Source organism: Brevibacterium sp. W7.2, from assembly GCF_018137945.1.
GTDB classification, from domain to species: domain Bacteria; phylum Actinomycetota; class Actinomycetes; order Actinomycetales; family Brevibacteriaceae; genus Brevibacterium; species Brevibacterium sanguinis.
Map to the genome: position 1 here is coordinate 3321940 of NZ_CP073089.1, position 18206 is coordinate 3340145.

The following is an 18206-nucleotide window of genomic DNA, read 5'->3' on the forward strand; positions in this document are numbered from 1 at the left end:
GCGGCCTCCCGGTTGCCTGGGGCGGTCCGGGCGCTGCCGCCTCAGTTCCCGAAGGTGTCGCCGATCGCTCGTCGACGCTGGAAGTAGTCGTTGATGATCGTGCGGTAGCGGTCGGAGTCGGACCGGGCCCAGTTGCGCATGAGCTCGGCTCCGAAGGCGAGCGAGGTGATCGGATGCGCTCCGGCGCTGACCATCCTCGTCACCGCCGAGTTGTGGGCGTCGTCCGAGACTCCCCCGACTGCGTCGATGACGGGGTAGACCTCGTAGCCCTCTTTGAGAAGGTCGAGGGTGGGGAAGGTGAGGCAGACTTCGGTCCACAGGCCGGCGAGGACGATCTTCTTCCGACCGGTCGCCTCGATGGCGGCGCGGAAGTCCGCGTCCTCCCACGAGTTCACGCCTGTGCGGTCGATCTCCTCGAGGTCGGGGAGCTCGTCCTTGATCTCGGAGATCGTGCCGGTGTTGACGCCGAGGTCGACGCCGACGGTCGAGAGCACCGTGGGGATCTCGTAGGCGCGGGAGAGCTTGGCCAGGGTGACGACGCCGAGGAGGATCTCATCGCGGGTCGTCGACCCGACTGTCGAGAACTGCTCGGGCTGATAGTCGATGAGCGCGATGGCGCAGTTGCTCGGGGTGAGCAGGTGGTCGCTGGCCGGATCGCGGACGGGTTCGGGCTGGTTCTTCGGCATGGCGTCCTCCTGAGGGAATGAGGTCGATCGCTGCGATCACCGGGGAGGCAAATCTATCATCTTTCAACGACTTTGGCGTCAAGTATGCCTGATCTGCGGAGGGACGGCATCGGTCGGGGAGAAGCCGGCGCAGCAGTACCGCTTGGTGACACGATCCGCGTGCCAAACGCGCGATGTCGATCCACGCGGAGTCGCTGCGGCCGCCTCGGCGAATCTGGTCCCGCACCGTACCGCGAGCCGCACCCGATACCCGCGCGCCCTCTCACTCTCGATCAACGCGAGGCTCGAATTCCGCGTCTCCCACGAATCGCCGCGCACTCGATCAACGCGAGGCACGAATTCCGAGTCGCCCGCGACGCGGAAATCCGGCTGCGCGTGGACTGACGCCTGGGTGTCTGCCGACCCAGCCTAGAGATTGGCGCGTCTGCGAACACACTCACCGTGCAACGCAACTCGACTCCCCTGAACTGCCTTCACTCGGAGACACTCGCGCTCTCTGGGGCGCTGTTCGTCTGCCGCGTGACGGCATTCGCTTCAATGTCCTCGAGGGTACGCCCGCGTGTTTCGGGCACACGGAACGTAACGAAAAGAACTCCAAGGATGCACACTGCTCCGAAAATCGCGAACACAGCCGCCTGATTCATGCCGGCCGTCATGATCGGGAACATGAGGCCGACCAAGAATGAACCGATCCAGTTGAACGAACTCGCCAGTCCCGAAGCGCGTCCACGAATCGCCAGCGGGAAGATCTCACCGACGATGACCCAGGTGAGTGGTGCCCAAGTGAAGGAGTAGAAAGCGACGTAGATGCTGAGGAACACGACGATCATCATCGGATCAGCGTTCGGAACCAAGGTGTTGACGATTGCGGGCAACAGAAATGAAGCACCCATGACGAGTCCGCCGACCATCAGGAGAAGACGTCGGTTGAATCTCTCGGCTATGGCCATGAAGAACAGCGAGCCCAGCACAAGGATCACGCCCTGGATGATCGGCCACATCAGCGCAGACTCAGCCGCGCTGCCGGTGGCGTTCTCTACGATCAGCGGAATGTAGTAGAAGATCGCATTGGCTCCCTGAAACTGCTGGAACGCCGCGACACCAACTCCGGCGATCACGAGATAGCGATACCGACTTGCCAGGAGGGTGGACCACGAAGTGCTTGATGAGGCCTTCTTCTCCTGCGCAGCCGTCCTCCTGATCAGACCAAGTTCATCATCCAACTCCTCCGGCTTGCGAATGTAACTCAGCACCCGGCGCGCATCTTCATCGAATCCATTCTTCACAAGGAAGCGTGGCGATTCAGGCAGGCGAAGCACTCCCAGAAACAGAATTACCGCCGGAACCGCAGCCGCGCCGAGCATCGTCCTCCATGCCCACGCCTCCGGTAGATCACGGAGGAGGTAGTCGACGACATAGGAGAGCAGCATGCCGGAGACGATCATGGTCTGGTTGAGGCCGGACAATCGACCTCGGAGTCGGGCCGGGGCAAGCTCAGCCATATACGCAGGGACCAATGCGCTGGCCGCACCGACCGCGAGGCCGAGGAAGATGCGGACGAGAACCAGGAACAGCGTCCCCCCATTCGGGGCTGCCGCACAGAGTATCGATCCGAGAACGAATACAAGCGCAGCCGCGAGGATCATCCGTCGGCGGCCGAAGCGATCCGAGAGCTGGCCGGCGATGGCTCCGCCGAAAATTGCACCGAACATCACCCCTGAGGTGATCCACCCGATCACGCCTGCTTCATCGCGCAGGCCCCAATCATTCTGCAAGAACGGCAAAGCTCCAGTCATCACGCCGATGTCGTATCCGAAGAGTATTCCTCCGAAGGCGCCGAAGAAGTAGATGAACGCACCGGAGATCTTCTTGTCATTGTCCACGTTGACAACGCCCTTTCCTGGGTGGAGAGCCAGCGCGGTTCGCTTTGGCGAGTTCAACGACATAGCCTTCGATCGCGAAAAGTTAGCGCTAACATTTTGTCCTACTTCACGCTATTGGAAGCTCGATCGAGTGTCAATGCCTGGAGCTGCCCTCCCGCACGGTCGCGCGATGTCTGACGGGCAGTCGACGCCGGGGCGCAACGGTGGAACGACAGTCCCGACGCCGCCGGCCTTAGCTCCTCTTCGCAGGTTCAGCTGTCGAATCACGCAGGGCGAGCACGGGCGCAACCGGGGTCATATCCGGCTCCTCTCCGCGGATCGCCGCCACTGCAGCTTCGAGGACTCGATGCCCGAGAGTGGTGAAGTCCTGATGCACGGTAGTCAGCGCAGGACTGAAGTAGGCCGCCTCCGGTATGTCGTCGAAGCCGATGATCGAGACCTCGTCAGGGACTTTCACCTGCGCGTGGTTGAACGCCGCGAGGACACCGAGAGCCATAGCGTCATTTGCTGAGAAGATTGCTGTTGGCATCTCACCTGGCCTGGCGACCAACGCTTGACCCGCCTGATAACCGCTCGCAGGGCTCCAGTCTCCGGCAATGACTTCGGCGGCCAGCCCCCGCGCGGCGCACTCGTCAAGAGCTCCCGTTCGACGCTCCTGTGCGTCGATCCATTTTCCGGGCCCGGTCAGCACCAAGATCTGGGAATGACCCAGCTCGCCGAGATGAGAAACGGCCTCTCTGGCTCCCCGTCGCTGGTCGACACTGAAAGTCAGCAATCCAGGCAGGTGGGAGCGAGGGGGCCCGACCACAATCAGCGGGACGTCGACGTTGAAGATCTGAACTTGCCTGACGACGTCCTCTTGAGCTGCGATGACAATGATCGCTTCGACCGAGCGATCGAGACAGGTGTCGATGGCTCGCTCGAACTGCTCGGAGAGTTCGGCGTCGCCGTTCGAGCGAATTGTTGCCAGCAAGATGGTGAAGTCCCGACTGCGCGCCGCCTCTTCGATACCCACAAGCGTCCTGGTGGGGCCATACAGGAAAGATCCGACCGCGATCACCCCGATCAGGCCAGACCGACTAGTCACCAGGGTCCGAGCTGCATTGTTGCGACGGTATCCCAGTTCGCGGATCGCAGCCTCCACGCGCTCGCGAGTTGCGGGCTTCACCCCAACCCCACCATTTACTACCCTCGAGACGGTCTGGTGCGAGACCTTCGCATGGGCAGCAACTTCCGCCATGCTCGGTCTTCCGTCAGTACGCCCCACTGAACTCAATCTTCTTCCCCGGTAGCCGAAATATGCCAGGTCGCGCGGTGCTCTTGACCCGATTCGAGAACGATCAGGTCCGTTCCGGAGTTGAATGCATCCGGCGGGCAGGTCATCGCTTCGACAGCAACCGCACGCCGATCACGGCCGGGGTCATTCGGCAGGTCACCGGTGAAGATCTGCACCCAGGGCAGCACCTGTGGATCCCAGCGCAGCGACACCCCTGCCGCGCCCTCCGCACCGAGGCGCACGGCTGCAATCCCGTTCTCCGCTTTGATGTCGGTCATCGCGTGATCGATCACCGCAGAGCCGATCTGCCGCGGAGAGGTGAAATCGAAGGCCCCGTCCCGGAAGTCGGCCACAGAGTGTAGGCCCCGAGGCAGCTTCCTCTCCTCATCGACGTCGAGCACCGATGACGCCGGCACATGCAGTTCCCAGTCATCGGGCCTTCCCGTCGGCAGCACGAGGTAGGGATGGGTGGCGATTCCATATGGGGCTGCCGTCGAGCCGACGTTGGCCGCAGCGACAGTCCATTGCAGGCCGGTGTGATCGACTGCGAACTCGGCCGTTGCCTCAAGCGTGTGCGGATACCCCGGCTGCGCAGCGATGCGCACGGCCAGCTTCACTCGATCGATGTCGACCTCGAGGACCTCCCAATCGAGCCAACCTGCCAGGCCGTGAATGGCGTTTCCGCGCGACAGCTCCGTGATCGGCAGCTGCTCTGCGCACCCTCCGAATTCGTACTTTCCGTCGGCAATGCGGTTGGGCCAGGGCAGAAGGCAGGTGCCCAACGACGCCGGACGCACCTCATCGGCCTCGAAGCTGCTCGTCAGGTGCCTGCCGTGATAGCTAAGAGAGCGCAGGGTCGCACCCACTGACGCGATCTCAGCGCTGTAGCCGCCTCCCACGATGCGGACCTGCCGCCCGCTTCGCGCACACTCACCGTTCACTCAACACTCGTTTCATCCGCATCCGTCGGAGCACCCTGACCGCGCTAGACTCCGCATGGCTTCACTCCGCGGTCGCCGACCGGGCGGACTGCCGCCCTCCCTGCCGTCACCTGCAAGGCTACCGACTCGCCCGAGGGAAGGCATGTCCGCCGGAGCCATTCCCGCCTCTTGCAATCAGACTTCCGGTGCGGCATTATGGTCGGACGACATGAATGTTAGCGTTAACATTCAGGAGCAGGAACCCCCCGGTTCCTGACGCAAGGGCGCGGAAGGCCACCAGCATGGAATCAGAGCGGACCTCGATCAGAGGCACTGATCAGGAGACGAAGCGGCTCATCGAGAGCGGCACTGCGGTGCTCGGCATCGAACTGGGTTCAACGCGGATCAAGGCCTGCCTGATCGCTCCCGAAGGCGTCAGCCTGGCCACCGGGAGCTCGGAATGGGAGAGCCGCCTGGTCGACGGGCACTGGACTTACGGGATCGGCGACGTCTGGAGCGGAGTGGCAGGTGCTGTCGCCGACCTTCGCCGACAGGTGCAGGACGCCTACGACGCCGAACTCACCTCACTGGCCTCCCTGGGTGTCTCCGGCATGATGCACGGATACCTGGCCTTCGACTCCGACGATCAGCTGCTGGTGCCGTTCCGCACGTGGCGCGATACGACGACGGCCCGATCGGCCGCGGAACTCACTCAGCTCCTCGACATCAACATTCCCATGCGCTGGACGGTGGCACACCTCTATCAGGCGATCCTGGACCGCGAAGAGCATGTGGCCGGCGTCGACTACCTCACGACTCTCGCTGGATACGTGCACTGGCAGCTCACCGGCGAGAAGGTCCTGGGCATCGGCGACGCCTCCGGCATGTTCCCTGTCGACCCGCAGACAGGCGATTTCGACGCCGAGAGGTTGGCGAAGTTCGACTCGCGGCTCGGTGGGACTCCACTTCGCCGCAGCCTGCGCTCTCTCCTTCCCCGCGTCATGTCCGCAGGAACCAGGGCGGGGACGCTGACCGCGCGCGGCGCAGAGCTCCTCGATCCCAGCGGTGCTCTTCGGCCGGGAACGACGTTGTGCCCGCCGGAAGGCGATGCGGGAACCGGAATGGTCGCGACGAATTCTGTGCGTCCCCGCACGGGAAATGTGAGCGTCGGCACCTCGATCTTCGCTATGGTGGTGCTCGAACGCCCTGTGGAGGCTCTCCATACCGAGATCGACCTGGTCGCCACTCCGGACGGAGCGACGGTGGCGATGGTCCACTGCAACAACGGAGCCGACGAGCTCAGGCGGTGGGTCAGCTTGTTCAAGCAGGCGGCCGTGGCACTGGGCGGGCAACACTCGATCGCCGATGACGACGCCTTCCGCGTCCTCCTGTCTGCCGCCGAGGACAGTGCCGCCGATGCCGACGGCATCGTGATCTTCAACAACATCGCGGGTGAGCCGGTCACAGGACTCGTGGATGGCCTTCCGCTGATGGTGAGAAGTCCCGGATCGCAGCTCAACCTCGGCAACCTGATGCGCGCCCAGGTCTACAGCGTCTTCGCGTCCTTGGCTATTGGCATGGAGGTGCTCGGGGGTGAAGGTGTCGAGATCGATTCCCTCAACGCGCACGGCGGAATCTTCAGAACGGCGGGAATCGCCCAGCGGTTCCTCGCAGCCGCTGCCGGAACGCCAACCGTCGTGTCAGAGAGCGCCGGAGACGGAGGCGCTTGGGGCATCGCCCTGCTCGCCGCCTATCTCGACCACGCCGACAAGCCGCTGGCACAGTTCCTCGACTGCGCCGTCTTCTCCGGCACCTGGACCCACACCGTCACTCCCACACCTTCTGATATGGCGGGGTTCCGCTCGTTCCTCGACCGATACCGACGCGGGCTGCCCGTGGAGGCAGCGGCCGCAGAACTCCTCTCATAACTCCTACCGCCTTGCAATCGCCCGTTCCAGCACAGATCTTCGGAGGATCACCGTGACGATTTCCGCACACATTCGAGCACAGGTCTCGAATGCACGACAGCGCGTGAGTGAGCTTCACGCCGAGCTGCCGCGCTGGGGCCTGGTCGTCTGGACTGCAGGCAATGTGTCCGAGCGTGTCGTGGTCGACCCCACCGGCACTCGGGGGGCAGATGATCTCCTCGTCATCAAACCCTCGGGAGTGCGCTATGACGAGCTCTCAGCCGACACGATGGTCGTGTGTGACCTGCACGGCCGTCTCGTCGAGGAGCTGTCCTCCGGAGGGCTCACACCTTCGTCCGATACTGCGGCACACGCGTATGTCTATCGTCAGATGCCGCAGGTCGGAGGGGTCGTGCACACGCATTCGACCTACGCCACGGCGTGGGCAGCTCGCGCCGAGGAGATCCCCTGTGTCCTGACCATGATGGCCGATGAGTTCGGCGGACCGATCCCGGTGGGTCCGTTCGCCGTCATCGGCGATGACTCGATCGGGCGCGGCATCGTCGAAACGCTCTCCGAGTCGCGCAGTCCCGCCGTCCTCATGCGCAACCACGGCCCGTTCACCATCGGCGCGACAGCCTCCGACGCCGTCAAGGCAGCTGTCATGGTCGAGGAAGTCGCCAAGACCGTCCACGTCTCGCAGCAACTCGGTCTGCCGCATCCGATCCCCGATGAAACCGTCACGCGTCTCTATGACCGATACCAGCACGTCTATGGGCAATGAATCGCACTCCGACGACCCGATACACGCGACCATCACAGAGGAGCATCTGACATGCGCAACCCATTCGAGGGAAAAGAGATCTGGTTTCTCACCGGCAGCCAGGATCTCTACGGTCCGGAGACCCTGGCCCAAGTGGCCGAGCAGTCGCAGCAGATGGTTCGCACGCTCGACGCCGCCGCGGACATTCCGGTCCGCATCACCTGGAAGCCCACGCTCACGGATTCGGCATCCATCGAACGAGCCATCGTGGAGGCAGGAGCCGACGACGACGTCGTCGGAGTCATCACGTGGATGCACACCTTCTCTCCGGCCAAGATGTGGATCCGCGGACTGGAGGCACTGCGCAAGCCGCTGCTCCACTTGCACACGCAGGTGCATGAGCGCATGCCCTGGGCGGAGATCGACATGGACTTCATGAATCTCAATCAAGCTGCCCATGGAGATCGCGAATTCGGCTACATCCTCACTCGCCTCAACGTTCCTCGAGTAACCGTTGTCGGACATGTCACTCACTCTGATGTGACTGGACGAATTGGCGTATGGTCCCGGGCCGCAGCCGCTTGGAATGATGCTCAGCACATGACGATGGTCCGGTTCGGCGACAACATGCGCAACGTCGCCGTGACGGAGGGCGACAAAACAGAGGCAGAAATTCGCTTCGGAGTCTCCGTGAACACCTGGAGCGTCAACGAACTGGCGTCAGCGATCGATTCCGTTGCTGAATCATCAGTCGACAGATTGGTGGAAGAGTACGCGCAGACCTACGAGGTCGCTTCCGAGCTTCTGCCGGACGGAGACCGACACGAATCACTTCGGTACGCTGCCAAGCAGGAGATCGCGATCCGCGATTTCCTGGAGAGCCATGATGCGTCAGCATTCACCGACTCCTTCGAAGACCTCGGCAACCTGAGACAGCTGCCCGGTCTGGCTGTGCAGCGATTGATGGCCGATGGTTACGGCTTCGGGGCAGAAGGTGACTGGAAGACCGGAATGCTCATACGAATCGCCAAGGTGATGGGTTACGGCCTCGAGGGAGGTGCGAGCCTGATGGAGGACTACAGCTACAACCTCGAGCCCGGCGCTGAGAAGATCCTGGGCGCTCACATGCTCGAGGTCTGTCCTACGTTGACCTCGCGCCGGCCCCGACTCGAAATCCACCCGCTTGGCATCGGCGACCGCGAGGATCCGGTGAGACTCGTTTTTGAGGCTGACCCAGGAGAGGCCGTAGTGCTGGCACTCTCAGACATACGCGACCGATTCCGGCTTACTGCCAACGTCGTCAACGTGGTCGAGCCAGACGAGCCACTGCCAAAGCTGCCGGTGGCCAGGGCGGTTTGGGAGCCATTGCCGAATTTCTCGACCTCAACAGCATGCTGGCTCACCGCCGGCGCGGCACACCACACCGTGATGACGACCGCAGTCGGCATCGAGGCCTGGCGCGACTTCGCAACCATCGCTGGGGTCGAACTCGCGGTCATCGCGGAAGACACGACAGTCCACGGCTTCCAGGACGCGCTGCGGTGGAACGACGTCTACTACCGGATCTCACAGGGGTTCTGAATCCGAACGAAAGCCCATTGGGCGAGGTATTCAGGTCCCCTGCCCGCGAACCGCGCGCGCTCGTTCCACGCGCAGCCGGAAATCCGCGTCCGGGGCGACGCGGATTTCCGGCTGCGTGTGGATCGACGGCTGCCCGAACCGCCGGCGGCTCAGCTCCAGGACTGAGCGCTCAGGCCGTGCGCACCGCGGTATCGCGGCGACTGCGGTTCGGTCCAGCCCTCGAGGAGGTCGTCCGAGACCGCATAGACCGTGACCTTGAGCGGGTGGCAGTTCTCCGCGGCATCGTCGCCGTCCTCACCGAACATCGGCTGCGACAGGTCGCCGCCCGGGCATGCGGAGAGTGCCGCGAGCAGGTCCTGCTCGGCGAAGAACTCGAAGTAGTCACCGGGCTGCGCCGGGCAGGTCTTCATGAAGTACTCATCGTCGTCGTTCAGGCCTGTGCACTGGAACACGTTGAGCACATCGTGGACGTCGAATTCGGTCAGCCCGAACGGGAGGATCGCACGCACGAGGTTCGAGTGGCAGTGGTAGTCGAAGTCGACGCCGTTGAGCATCTGGGATACGTACGGGTCGCACCGGGTGCCCAAGGTATCGTGCAGGCGCCCGCCTTCGCTGTCCTCGCCATAGTCTGCGAGGGTATCGCCGACGATGGTGGCCATCGGACGGAGGAACGGCAGGGTCGACCACAGCCGGTCGAACGTCGAGACGTGGGCGGCCTGGAGCTGACGAGTCCGCGACGCCCAGAAACGTTCCCGCGGGTCGTTCCTGTTCCACAGATTGAGGTCCCCGACCTGGGGCCCCTCGACCGAGGAGATCCGGCAGATGTGCCCCGCGGGAATCTCCCACGCCTCACCCGAGCGGATCTCGACGGTGAGCTCGGAGACGACGGTGCGGGAATCGGTGAGCTCGCCGAGGCGGCCGTAGAAATCCCGGTCGACCTCGAGGGCGTCGCCTTGGTAGGCGGCTTCGGTCAGTCGTGGGTTGTTCGTCATCATGTTTCCTCTCGAAATCTCGGGCATCTTGGTCGGCAGTCGTCGAAGGGCAGAGCCATCAGGGCCGCGCGATCGCCGCGCCGCGAACGGCATCGACGATCGCCGCCTCCGAATCGGCGAGGTAGGCCATCAGTTCGGCTTCGGCCGCGTCTCGTCGCCCTGCCAGGAGAAGATCGGCGATCACCCTGTCACGGTCCACCCACAAGGCCTGGAACTCGGCCTCGTCGGGCATGATCGCGAATGCCAGACGAAGCTGAGCAGCGAGGGCCGCGAAGAAGTGGTTGACCCGCTCGGAACCTGCCAACGCAACGACTGCGGCATGGAACTCCAGGCTGGCAGTTCCCGTCTGCTGCCACCGCTTCTGCGCTCGCTGTCGAATCCCCGTGTCGGCTGCCACGTCGATCTCGGCCAGCTCTGCGTCGCTAGCGCGACTGCTGGCACGGATTCCGCCGAACTCGAGAAGTCGACGAGCGGCGTAGATGTCGGCGACGTCCTCCGTGGTGAGCACGCGCACGGCAGCTCCGGAATTCACGGTGAGAGTGACGAGCCCATCGCTGACGAGCAAACGCAGGGCCTCTCGAACGCTGTTCCTCGACACTTCGTGCTCCGCAGACAGCACCCGATCCCTCAACCGCGTACCGGGTGGCAGCTCTCCCCGCAGGATCTGGTCGCGAAGGCGCGTGCGCACCATCCCCGAGGCACTTTCATTGTCTGCACTCGTTGCCATACGACGAAGATAGCAGAGTTCAACCAAACTTCAGAAAATCCAGTTCTGCACTCGACTCTGAACAGGAAGAATCTCCTTTCTCAGCGGAAGGATCAACTTCTCCTATTGTCAGATGGTTGAACCATCTATAGGCTTTCGGGTAATTGGACGCCTTTCGAAGGAGAACGCGTTGAACGAGACCGATGCCGGCCGCCCACTCCCGAGGGCCGAGAGAGATACCAGCCGATCGCGGCGACTGCGCTTCGGCCCTGGCCTCATCATCGCCGCGTCGTTCATCGGCCCCGGAACGATCACCACCTCGGTCGTCACCGGCGCATCGTACGGATTCGCCCTCGCCTGGACGGTGCTCTTCTCGATCATCGCGACGATCATCCTCCAGGAGATGAGCGGCCGACTGGGAATCGCCACCCGCCTCAGCCTCGGCGAGGCGCTCCGCACCGTCTTCGCGTCCCGGATTGCGCGCATGGCGATGGTCGTCCTCGTCGTCGCCGCCATCGGCATCGGCGGGGCGAGCTATGCCGGCGGAGACACGACGGGAACGGCTCTGGCGCTGTCCACCGTCACCGGCATCGACCAGAGGCTCATCGTCATCGTCGTCATCGCGTTCATCGGGGCGCTGCTCTGGACCGGCAGCTACAAGGCCATCGAAGTCGTCCTCACCATCTTCGTCGTCATCCTCGGAGTAATCTTCGTGATGACCGCATTCGTGGTCCGCCCGCCGATCAGCGAGATGCTCGAGGGACTGTTCGTACCGACGATCCCCTCGGGTAGCCTCCTCGTCGCCATCGCGCTCATCGGCACGACGGTCGTCCCCTACAACATGTTCCTTCAGTCCAGCCTCGTGCAGGAGAAATGGGGTAAGGGCGCCGTCGAAGAATCTCTCAAGGAGTCCCGTCGAGACACCGTTCTCTCGATCTCCGTCGGTGGAGTCATCACGCTCGCCGTGATGGCCACGGCATTCGGCGGCATGTACGTCAAGGGGATGACCGCCGAGACCGCAGAGGACATGACCCAGGCGCTCGAACCTCTTCTGGGCTCCGCCGCCCCGTGGGTCTTCGCCACCGGCCTGTTCGCAGCCGGTTTCACGTCGGCGGTCGCCGGTCCGCTCGGCGCCGCCTATGCGATCAGCGGCACCCTCGGGCTGAGCACCGACCTCAAGGCGAAGCCTGCCCGCATCATCTGGATCAGCGTGCTCGTCATCGGCGGGATCTTCGCCGTGACCGGCATCAACCCGGTGCAGATCATCATCCTCGCTCAGGCGGCGAATGGGCTGCTCCTGCCGATCATCGCCGCCTTTCTCATGATCGTGATGAACAATCGCCGGCTGATGGGTCGCTACCGCAACGGCGTGGTCGCGAACATCCTCGGGTGGCTCATCTGCCTCGTCGTCACCGGCTTGGCCGTGTTCCAGCTGGCAGACCTCTTTGGCGCGTGGGGTTAGCACCATGGGGCTTCATCGTCGATGAGCAGGTGCTGCGCCTCCACCCGACCAGGCCAGCGCATCAGGTTGCCGGAACGGCTGTATGGTCTCGATCCACGCGAGGCTCGAAATCCGCGCCTCCCACGAATCGCCGCGCGCTCGATCAACGCGAGGCTCGAATTCCGAGTCGCCCGCGACGCGGAATCCCGGCTGCGCGTGGATCGGCACTCGGCCGTCCGGTTGCGCGTGGATTGGCGGCGAAGCTCAGCGACCCGAGCCGCAGCTCAGCGGCTCGTCGAGCCGGGCCGCCAGCCTCGACGCCGAAGCCCGACCGAGCCGGGCCGCCGGTCACAGACGCCCGGCCACCCGCCCGTCAGTCGAGCAGGTCGTGGCGGACGATCGACTGCTCGCGGTCGGGGCCGACGCCGATGACGGAGATCCGGCACCCGGAGAGCCCCTCGAGCGCGAGGACGTACTTCTGCGCGTTCTCCGGCAGGTCCTCGAAGGTCCGGGCGCCGGAGATGTCCTCGGTCCAGCCGTCGAAGTACTCGAAGATCGGGGTCGCGTGGTGGAAGTCGGTCTGCGTCATCGGCATCTCGTCGAAGCGCTCCCCATCGACCTCGTAGGCCACGGCGACGGGGATCTGCTCGATGCCGGTGAGGACGTCGAGCTTCGTGAGCACGTAGTCGGTGAACCCGTTGACGCGGGCCGAGTAGCGCGCGATGACCGAGTCGTACCAGCCGCAGCGGCGCGGGCGGCCGGTGTTGACGCCGAACTCGCCGCCGGCCTTCTGGAGGTACTCGCCCATCTCGTCGAAGAGCTCGGTCGGGAAGGGCCCGGCGCCGACGCGGGTCGTGTAGGCCTTGACGATGCCGACGACTCGATTGATCCGAGTCGGTCCGATGCCCGAGCCCACGCACGATCCGCCGGCTGTCGGGTTCGAGGAGGTGACGAAGGGGTACGTGCCGTGGTCGACGTCGAGCATCGTCGCCTGACCGCCCTCCATGACGACGACGTCCCCGCGGTCGAGGGCGTCGTTGAGCATGAGCTCGGTCTCCGCGACGTAGGGGCGCAGCCGTTCGACGTAGGGAAGGAAGTAGTCGACGACCTCCTCGACGCTCACGGCGCGACGGTTGTAGACCTTGACGAGGAGTTCGTTCTTCTGGTGCAGCGAGCCCTCGATCTTCTGGCGCAGGATCGATTCGTCGAAGATGTCCTGGACGCGGATGCCGAGGCGCCCGATCTTGTCCATGTACGCCGGGCCGATGCCGCGCCCGGTCGTCCCGATCGCGCGCTTGCCGAGGAAGCGCTCGGTCACCTTGTCCAGAGTCTGGTGGTAGGGGGCGACGAGGTGCGCGTTCGCCGAGATCCGCAGCTTTGAGGTGTCGGCGCCACGCGATTCGAGAGCGTCGATCTCCTCGAAGAGCGCCTCAAGGTTGACGACGACGCCGTTGCCGATGACGGGGGTGACGTTGGGCGAGAGGATCCCCGCGGGAAGGAGCTTGAGCTCGTACTTCTCACCGCCGACGACAACCGTGTGACCAGCGTTGTTCCCGCCGTTGGGCTTGACGACGTAGTCGACGCTGGTGCCGAGGATGTCGGTGGTCTTCCCTTTACCTTCGTCGCCCCACTGAGCGCCGACGACAACGATTGCTGGCATGAGTGTTTCACCTCAAGTGAAAGAAGGGGATCATTACCTCCACAGTCTACTTGCTGGTCATGACATCGCCCCCGTTCCGTCCACGGCCCCGCCCCGTTCCGACCGCGACCCCACCCCGATACGGCCCTCGCACCGGTAGCATGGGGTAGACCATCCGGTGTTCGAAGGAGCTGATGATCGATGACCACTCCCGACACCGCTGACACTGCCGTCGAACGCGTCGTCCTCCTCGACGAGGCGGCCCGCCCCATCGGGTCGATGCCCAAGTCCGAGGTCCACACCGCCGACACCCCGCTGCACTCCGCGTTCTCCTGCTATCTCATCGACGACGAGGACCGCATCCTCCTCACCCGCCGCGCCCTGACGAAGGCGGCGTGGCCGGGCGTGTGGACCAACAGCTTCTGCGGTCATCCGGCGCCCGGGGAGGACATCGAGGACGCCCTCGTCCGGCGGGCTGACCAGGAGCTCGGCACGACCGTGAGCGCCGTGACGGTCATCGCCCCCGACTTCCGCTACCGTGCCGTCGATGCCGGCGGCATCGTCGAGAACGAGGTGTGCCCGGTCTACGTCGCCCGGATCGCCTCGCCGCTGGACCCCTCCCCCGCCGAGGTGGCCGAATGGTCCTGGACTCCGATCGCTGAGGTTCGTGCGGCGCTGAGTGCGACACCGTTCGTCTTCAGCCCGTGGATGGTCGATCAGTTCGCCGAGGGCGTCTTCGAGAGCCTGCGGCCGTGAGAGGGCACGTCTCCGCGCGCGCCGACCCCGCCCCGGGTTATCACCGGATCCGCTCGTTTGCGGCTGCTCGCGAGGTCCTCCGGGCCCGGCGCTCCACGGTCCAGGCCGGCTTCACCGCGGAGCGGATCCCCCGCGGATGGTTCCGCCGCCACCCGATCCTCATCTCCGACGGCCCCTCGCATGATGAGCAGCGGCGTGCCCTCGCCCGCTTCTTCGCCCCGTCTGTCGTCGACGAACGGTACGCGGCAGACATCGAGGCGCAGGCCCAGGCGATCGTCGATGAGGCCGTCGTCACCGGTCGCTGCCGCCTCGACGACGCCGCTCTGCTCTACACCGTCGGCGTCACCGCCGGGATCGTCGGCCTCACCGCGTCCCCGGTCCCGGCCCTCGCCTCGCGGCTCACGGCGTTCTTCCGGCAGCCCCCGGTCGACCTCGCCGCCCCGAACTGGGGGCGGACCAACCGCCAATGGCTGCAGGCCGCCGTCAACGGGCTCCTCCCACTCACCGCCTTCCACGTCTGCGACGTGCTGCCCGCCATCCGCGACCACCGGCGCAGTCCTCGCGACGACATCATCTCCCACCTCCTCGACACCGGTGCCGGCATCGCGGACATCCTCGTCGAATGCGTCACCTACGGCACCGCGGGAATGGTCACCACACGTGAGTTCATCTCCTTCGCCGCGTGGCGGCTGCTCAGGGACGATGAGCTCCGCCACGACTACTTCGGCGCCGCCCGGGACGCCCGGCTGGCGATGCTCGAGGAGGTCATCCGCCTCGACCCCATCGTCGGCCACCTCTACCGGCGCGTCACCGACGATCTCACCGTCGACATCGACGGACTGGCGACGACGATCCCCGCCGGCGATCTCGTCGACATCGACGTCGCAGCCGCCAACGTCGATCCGTCCGCGTTCGGGACGGCCGCCGAGGCGGTCTGTCCGGCCCGGACCGAGCGCGGTCGCGTCCCCGGCCGCCCGCGGACAGCGCTTCCCGCGGGACTGAGCTTCAGCGACGGGGCCCACCGCTGCCCGGGACAGCCCATGGCGCTCGTCGTCGCCGACGCTCTCCTCCACCGCCTCCTGGCGTGCGAACCCACCCTCCTCACGACCCCGATCGTCGGTCACGACTCCGCCATCGCCGGGGCCCGCCTGCGCGGTCTCGACCTCGGCTTCACCGTCCCGTCCCGTCCGCGGCGGCGCTGATGTTCGGCCATTGGGAGTACCTGGCGCTCATGGCGGCCTGTGTGCTCATCACCCTGCCCCTCGAGTTCGCGTTCGACGCGCGGGTCTATCGCCGGTGGAGGCTCCTGCTCGCCGCCCTCATCCCCGTCGTCATCGTCTTCGCGGTCTGGGACCTCATCGCGATCGCCCGCGAGCACTGGTCCTACAACCCGGAGTTCGTCACGGGAATCGAATTCGGTGCCCTGCCGCTCGAAGAGCTCGTGTTCTTCGTCGTCATCCCCATCTGCGCCCTGCTCAGCTACGAGGCCGTCGGCACGGTGCTTGCCCGCGCCCCGCACTGGTGGGCGCGGCTGACGAGGAGGAAAGAGCGGTGATCCCCGAATACACCGTCATGACGGTCGCCGGCATGGTCCTCGTCATCGCCCTCGAACTCTTCGTCTTCCGCAGCGGCATCTTCCGACGCGCCCAGTACTGGGCCGCGCTGACGATCTGCCTCTTCTTCCAATGCCTCGTCGACGGCTGGCTGACGAAGCTGCGCGACCCCATCGTCGTCTACAACCCGGACATGTCCTCTGGCATCCGCGTCCCCTTCGACATCCCCATCGAGGACTTCGGGTTCGGTTTCGCAATGATCACCGCGGTCCTCATGCTCTGGCAGTGGAACCTCAACCGGCGCAGCGCCGAGGCGGATTCCCCCGCCGAGGCGGACTCCCCCACCGAGGCGGACGGATGACCGCCCGGACCCGCACCGGTTCCGGTGCCGGCACCGAGGGCCGTCTCCGCCCCGCCGACCGGCATGCCGTCCGGCTCCCGGCCGCCCCCGGCAGGTCGCGGCCGCTGCGGCCGAAGAGCGTGACCGTCATCGGCGGCGGGATCGCGGGACTCAACGCCGCCGCCGTCCTCGCCGAACGCGGAGTCGACGTCGTGCTCCTCGAATCGGGCCCCCGCCTCGGCGGGCGGGTGAGTGCATGGCCGCTGCCCGACGGGCGGACGATGAGTCGCGGGTTCCACGCGTTCTTCCGGCAGTACTACAACCTCCGCGACCTGCTCCGCCGTGCCGATCCCGACCTCTCCCGTCTGCGTCCGCTCGCGGACTATCCCCTCACCCGCCGAGGCGGGGCCACCGATTCGTTCGCCGCGATCCCGACGACACCGCCGTTCAACCTCGCCGGGTTCGTCCTCTCGAGCCCGACGTTCCCGCTGTCGGGACTGACCGAGATCGACACCGCGGCGGCGTTCGAACTCATCGACGTCGACTTCCCCGACTCCTTCGCCCGGTACGACGGCGAATCGGCGGCGGCCTTCCTCGACCGCCTGCGCTTCCCGGCGGAGGCCCGGCATCTCGCACTCGAGGTGTTCGCCCGGTCGTTCTTCGCTGACCCCGATGACTTCTCCGCCGGCGAACTCGTCGCGATGTTCCACACGTACTTCGCCGGCTCCTCCGAAGGCCTCCTCTTCGACGTCCCCACCGACGACTACGACACCGCGCTGTGGGCACCGCTCGGGGACCATCTCGCCGACCTCGGCGTGCGCATCGAGACCGACCGCACCGCGACCGCGCTCAGATGTGGCCCGAGAAGGTGGACGGTGACGACGGACAGCCGGGAGGTCGACTCCGACGCCGTCGTCCTCGCCGCCGATCCGGCCGCGGCCCGCAGACTCGTCGCCACGCTGCGCGCTGACGAGCCCGCGGAGGCCGAGTGGGCGAGCCGGGTCGCCGCCACCCGCAACGCGCCCCCGTTCGCGGTGCTCAGACTGTGGTTCGACGGACCCGTCGACCCCGACCGTCCCGCCTTCCTCGGGACGAGCGGCTTCGACCTCCTCGACAACGTCTCCCGCCTCGACCGCTTCGAGGCCGGCGCCGCGGACTGGGTGCGCGAGCACGGAGGGTCCGTCGTCGAACTCCACGCCTACGCGCTGACGGGGACTGCGCTGCAGGAGACCGCGGTGTCGGGGGCCGGAGTGTCGGAGACCGCGGTGCCGGAGACCGCGATGCCCCAGGGTGGGGCGTCCCAGGGCGCGGTGGCTCCACGGGCGGTGGTTGAGAAGGCGATCGCCGACCGGCTGCTCGCCGACCTCCACACCGTCTGGCCGGAGACGTCGCGACTGACCGCCCGCGAGTCGCAGCTGCTCATCCGTGACGACTGCGGACTCACCGACCCGCGCCCGTGGCACGAGCGGCCTGGCGTCGAGACCCCGCTGACCGGACTCGTCCTCGCCGGGGACTGGGTGCGCTGCGATGCGCCCGTCGCCCTCATGGAGCGCGCGGCGACGACCGGTGCGCTCGCCGCGAACGCTCTGCTCGCCCGGTGGCGGGTCGCGGGCACCGACCTGTGGTCACCGCCCCCGCGCGGCCTGCTCCGACGCGGCCTGCTCGGGCGGATGCGGCGGACGACGACGCGCGGCTGAGACGGCGGGAGACCACGGCACGGCGGGAAACTACGGCACGGCGGGAGATGGCACGCCGCAGAGGCG

General features: G+C 65.6%; 16 protein-coding genes. 9 read left to right on the top strand and 7 right to left on the bottom strand.

What is annotated here, in order from left to right; translation table 11 throughout:
* Positions 1–41 precede the first annotated feature (41 nt).
* From J9315_RS14950 to J9315_RS14965, 4 genes are all read right to left on the bottom strand, one after another.
* Positions 42–686: a hydrolase gene (locus J9315_RS14950; protein WP_211978205.1), complete on the bottom strand. Its 645-nt coding sequence runs from the start codon at positions 684–686 to the stop codon at positions 42–44.
* Between the two features lie 473 nt (positions 687–1159).
* Positions 1160–2569 (bottom strand): sugar porter family MFS transporter, encoded by a 1410-nt coding sequence (locus tag J9315_RS14955; protein WP_101624457.1) that lies wholly within the window; start codon positions 2567–2569, stop codon positions 1160–1162.
* 232 nt (positions 2570–2801) lie between these two features.
* The gene (locus tag J9315_RS14960) at positions 2802–3809 is read right to left on the bottom strand and encodes a LacI family DNA-binding transcriptional regulator (protein ID WP_211978206.1); all 1008 of its coding nucleotides are present in this window, start codon (positions 3807–3809) and stop codon (positions 2802–2804) included.
* Between the two features lie 32 nt (positions 3810–3841).
* Positions 3842–4786 carry an aldose 1-epimerase family protein gene (locus J9315_RS14965; RefSeq protein ID WP_180960635.1) on the bottom strand — a complete coding sequence of 315 codons (945 nt, stop codon included), beginning with the start codon at positions 4784–4786 and terminating at the stop codon, positions 3842–3844.
* Between the two features lie 353 nt (positions 4787–5139).
* Between J9315_RS14965 and J9315_RS14970 the strand changes: the two genes are divergently transcribed.
* From J9315_RS14970 to araA, 3 genes are read left to right on the top strand one after another with little or no spacing between them, the layout of a single operon-like run.
* Positions 5140–6693 carry an FGGY-family carbohydrate kinase gene (locus J9315_RS14970; RefSeq protein WP_349251967.1) on the top strand — a complete coding sequence of 518 codons (1554 nt, stop codon included), beginning with the start codon at positions 5140–5142 and terminating at the stop codon, positions 6691–6693.
* Between the two features lie 52 nt (positions 6694–6745).
* Positions 6746–7456 carry an L-ribulose-5-phosphate 4-epimerase gene (locus J9315_RS14975; protein WP_197907830.1) on the top strand — a complete coding sequence of 237 codons (711 nt, stop codon included), beginning with the start codon at positions 6746–6748 and terminating at the stop codon, positions 7454–7456.
* Positions 7457–7507: 51 nt separating this feature from the next.
* Entirely contained in the window at positions 7508–9016 is a 1509-nt protein-coding gene (gene araA / locus J9315_RS14980; RefSeq protein WP_211978207.1) for an L-arabinose isomerase, read from the top strand.
* Between the two features lie 149 nt (positions 9017–9165).
* Here the strand turns inward: araA and J9315_RS14985 are convergent, their stop codons facing one another.
* Complete coding sequence (locus tag J9315_RS14985; protein WP_101624454.1) at positions 9166–10008, bottom strand: DUF1989 domain-containing protein; 843 nt, start codon at positions 10006–10008, stop codon at positions 9166–9168.
* Positions 10009–10066: 58 nt separating this feature from the next.
* The gene (locus J9315_RS14990) at positions 10067–10735 is read right to left on the bottom strand and encodes a GntR family transcriptional regulator (protein WP_101624453.1); all 669 of its coding nucleotides are present in this window, start codon (positions 10733–10735) and stop codon (positions 10067–10069) included.
* A gap of 169 nt (positions 10736–10904) precedes the next feature.
* Here J9315_RS14990 and J9315_RS14995 point away from each other — a divergent pair, with 169 nt between their 5' ends.
* A complete protein-coding gene (locus J9315_RS14995; RefSeq protein ID WP_232252554.1) occupies positions 10905–12176 on the top strand; it encodes an Nramp family divalent metal transporter in 1272 nt (423 codons plus the stop codon).
* A gap of 352 nt (positions 12177–12528) precedes the next feature.
* On the opposite strand, the gene J9315_RS15000 is transcribed toward J9315_RS14995, so the two are convergent.
* Complete coding sequence (locus J9315_RS15000) at positions 12529–13815, bottom strand: adenylosuccinate synthase (RefSeq protein WP_211978208.1); 1287 nt, start codon at positions 13813–13815, stop codon at positions 12529–12531.
* Between the two features lie 180 nt (positions 13816–13995).
* Between J9315_RS15000 and idi the strand changes: the two genes are divergently transcribed.
* Genes idi through J9315_RS15025 form a run of 5 tightly spaced genes read left to right on the top strand, consistent with a single transcriptional unit; the run spans position 13996 to position 18140 of the window.
* Positions 13996–14550, top strand: coding sequence for an isopentenyl-diphosphate Delta-isomerase (gene idi / locus J9315_RS15005; protein ID WP_211978209.1), 555 nt, complete (start codon positions 13996–13998; stop codon positions 14548–14550).
* Positions 14547–15752, top strand: coding sequence for a cytochrome P450 (locus J9315_RS15010; RefSeq protein WP_211978210.1), 1206 nt, complete (start codon positions 14547–14549; stop codon positions 15750–15752). The genes idi and J9315_RS15010 overlap by 4 nt, the downstream gene beginning before the upstream one ends.
* Positions 15752–16105: a lycopene cyclase domain-containing protein gene (locus tag J9315_RS15015; RefSeq protein WP_211978211.1), complete on the top strand. Its 354-nt coding sequence runs from the start codon at positions 15752–15754 to the stop codon at positions 16103–16105. The genes J9315_RS15010 and J9315_RS15015 overlap by 1 nt, the downstream gene beginning before the upstream one ends.
* On the top strand, positions 16102–16464 hold the full coding sequence (locus tag J9315_RS15020) for a lycopene cyclase domain-containing protein (RefSeq protein WP_211978212.1): 363 nt from the start codon (positions 16102–16104) through the stop codon (positions 16462–16464). The genes J9315_RS15015 and J9315_RS15020 overlap by 4 nt, the downstream gene beginning before the upstream one ends.
* Positions 16461–18140: an FAD-dependent oxidoreductase gene (locus J9315_RS15025; protein WP_211978213.1), complete on the top strand. Its 1680-nt coding sequence runs from the start codon at positions 16461–16463 to the stop codon at positions 18138–18140. Before J9315_RS15020 ends, J9315_RS15025 begins: the two co-directional genes overlap by 4 nt.
* The last annotated feature ends 66 nt before the right edge of the window (positions 18141–18206 follow it).

Bases quoted from the DNA above. Each gene is read 5' to 3' on its own strand.
- J9315_RS15015 (WP_211978211.1), top strand. From the start codon at position 15,752: ATGTTCGGCCATTGGGAGTACCTGGCGCTCATGGCGGCCTGTGTGCTC.
- J9315_RS15025 (WP_211978213.1), top strand. From the start codon at position 16,461: ATGACCGCCCGGACCCGCACCGGTTCCGGTGCCGGCACCGAGGGCCGT.
- J9315_RS14985 (WP_101624454.1), bottom strand. From the start codon at position 10,008: ATGACGAACAACCCACGACTGACCGAAGCCGCCTACCAAGGCGACGCC.
- J9315_RS14950 (WP_211978205.1), bottom strand. From the start codon at position 686: ATGCCGAAGAACCAGCCCGAACCCGTCCGCGATCCGGCCAGCGACCAC.
- J9315_RS15000 (WP_211978208.1), bottom strand. From the start codon at position 13,815: ATGCCAGCAATCGTTGTCGTCGGCGCTCAGTGGGGCGACGAAGGTAAA.
- idi (WP_211978209.1), top strand. From the start codon at position 13,996: ATGACCACTCCCGACACCGCTGACACTGCCGTCGAACGCGTCGTCCTC.
- J9315_RS14990 (WP_101624453.1), bottom strand. From the start codon at position 10,735: ATGGCAACGAGTGCAGACAATGAAAGTGCCTCGGGGATGGTGCGCACG.
- J9315_RS14960 (WP_211978206.1), bottom strand. From the start codon at position 3,809: ATGGCGGAAGTTGCTGCCCATGCGAAGGTCTCGCACCAGACCGTCTCG.
- araA (WP_211978207.1), top strand. From the start codon at position 7,508: ATGCGCAACCCATTCGAGGGAAAAGAGATCTGGTTTCTCACCGGCAGC.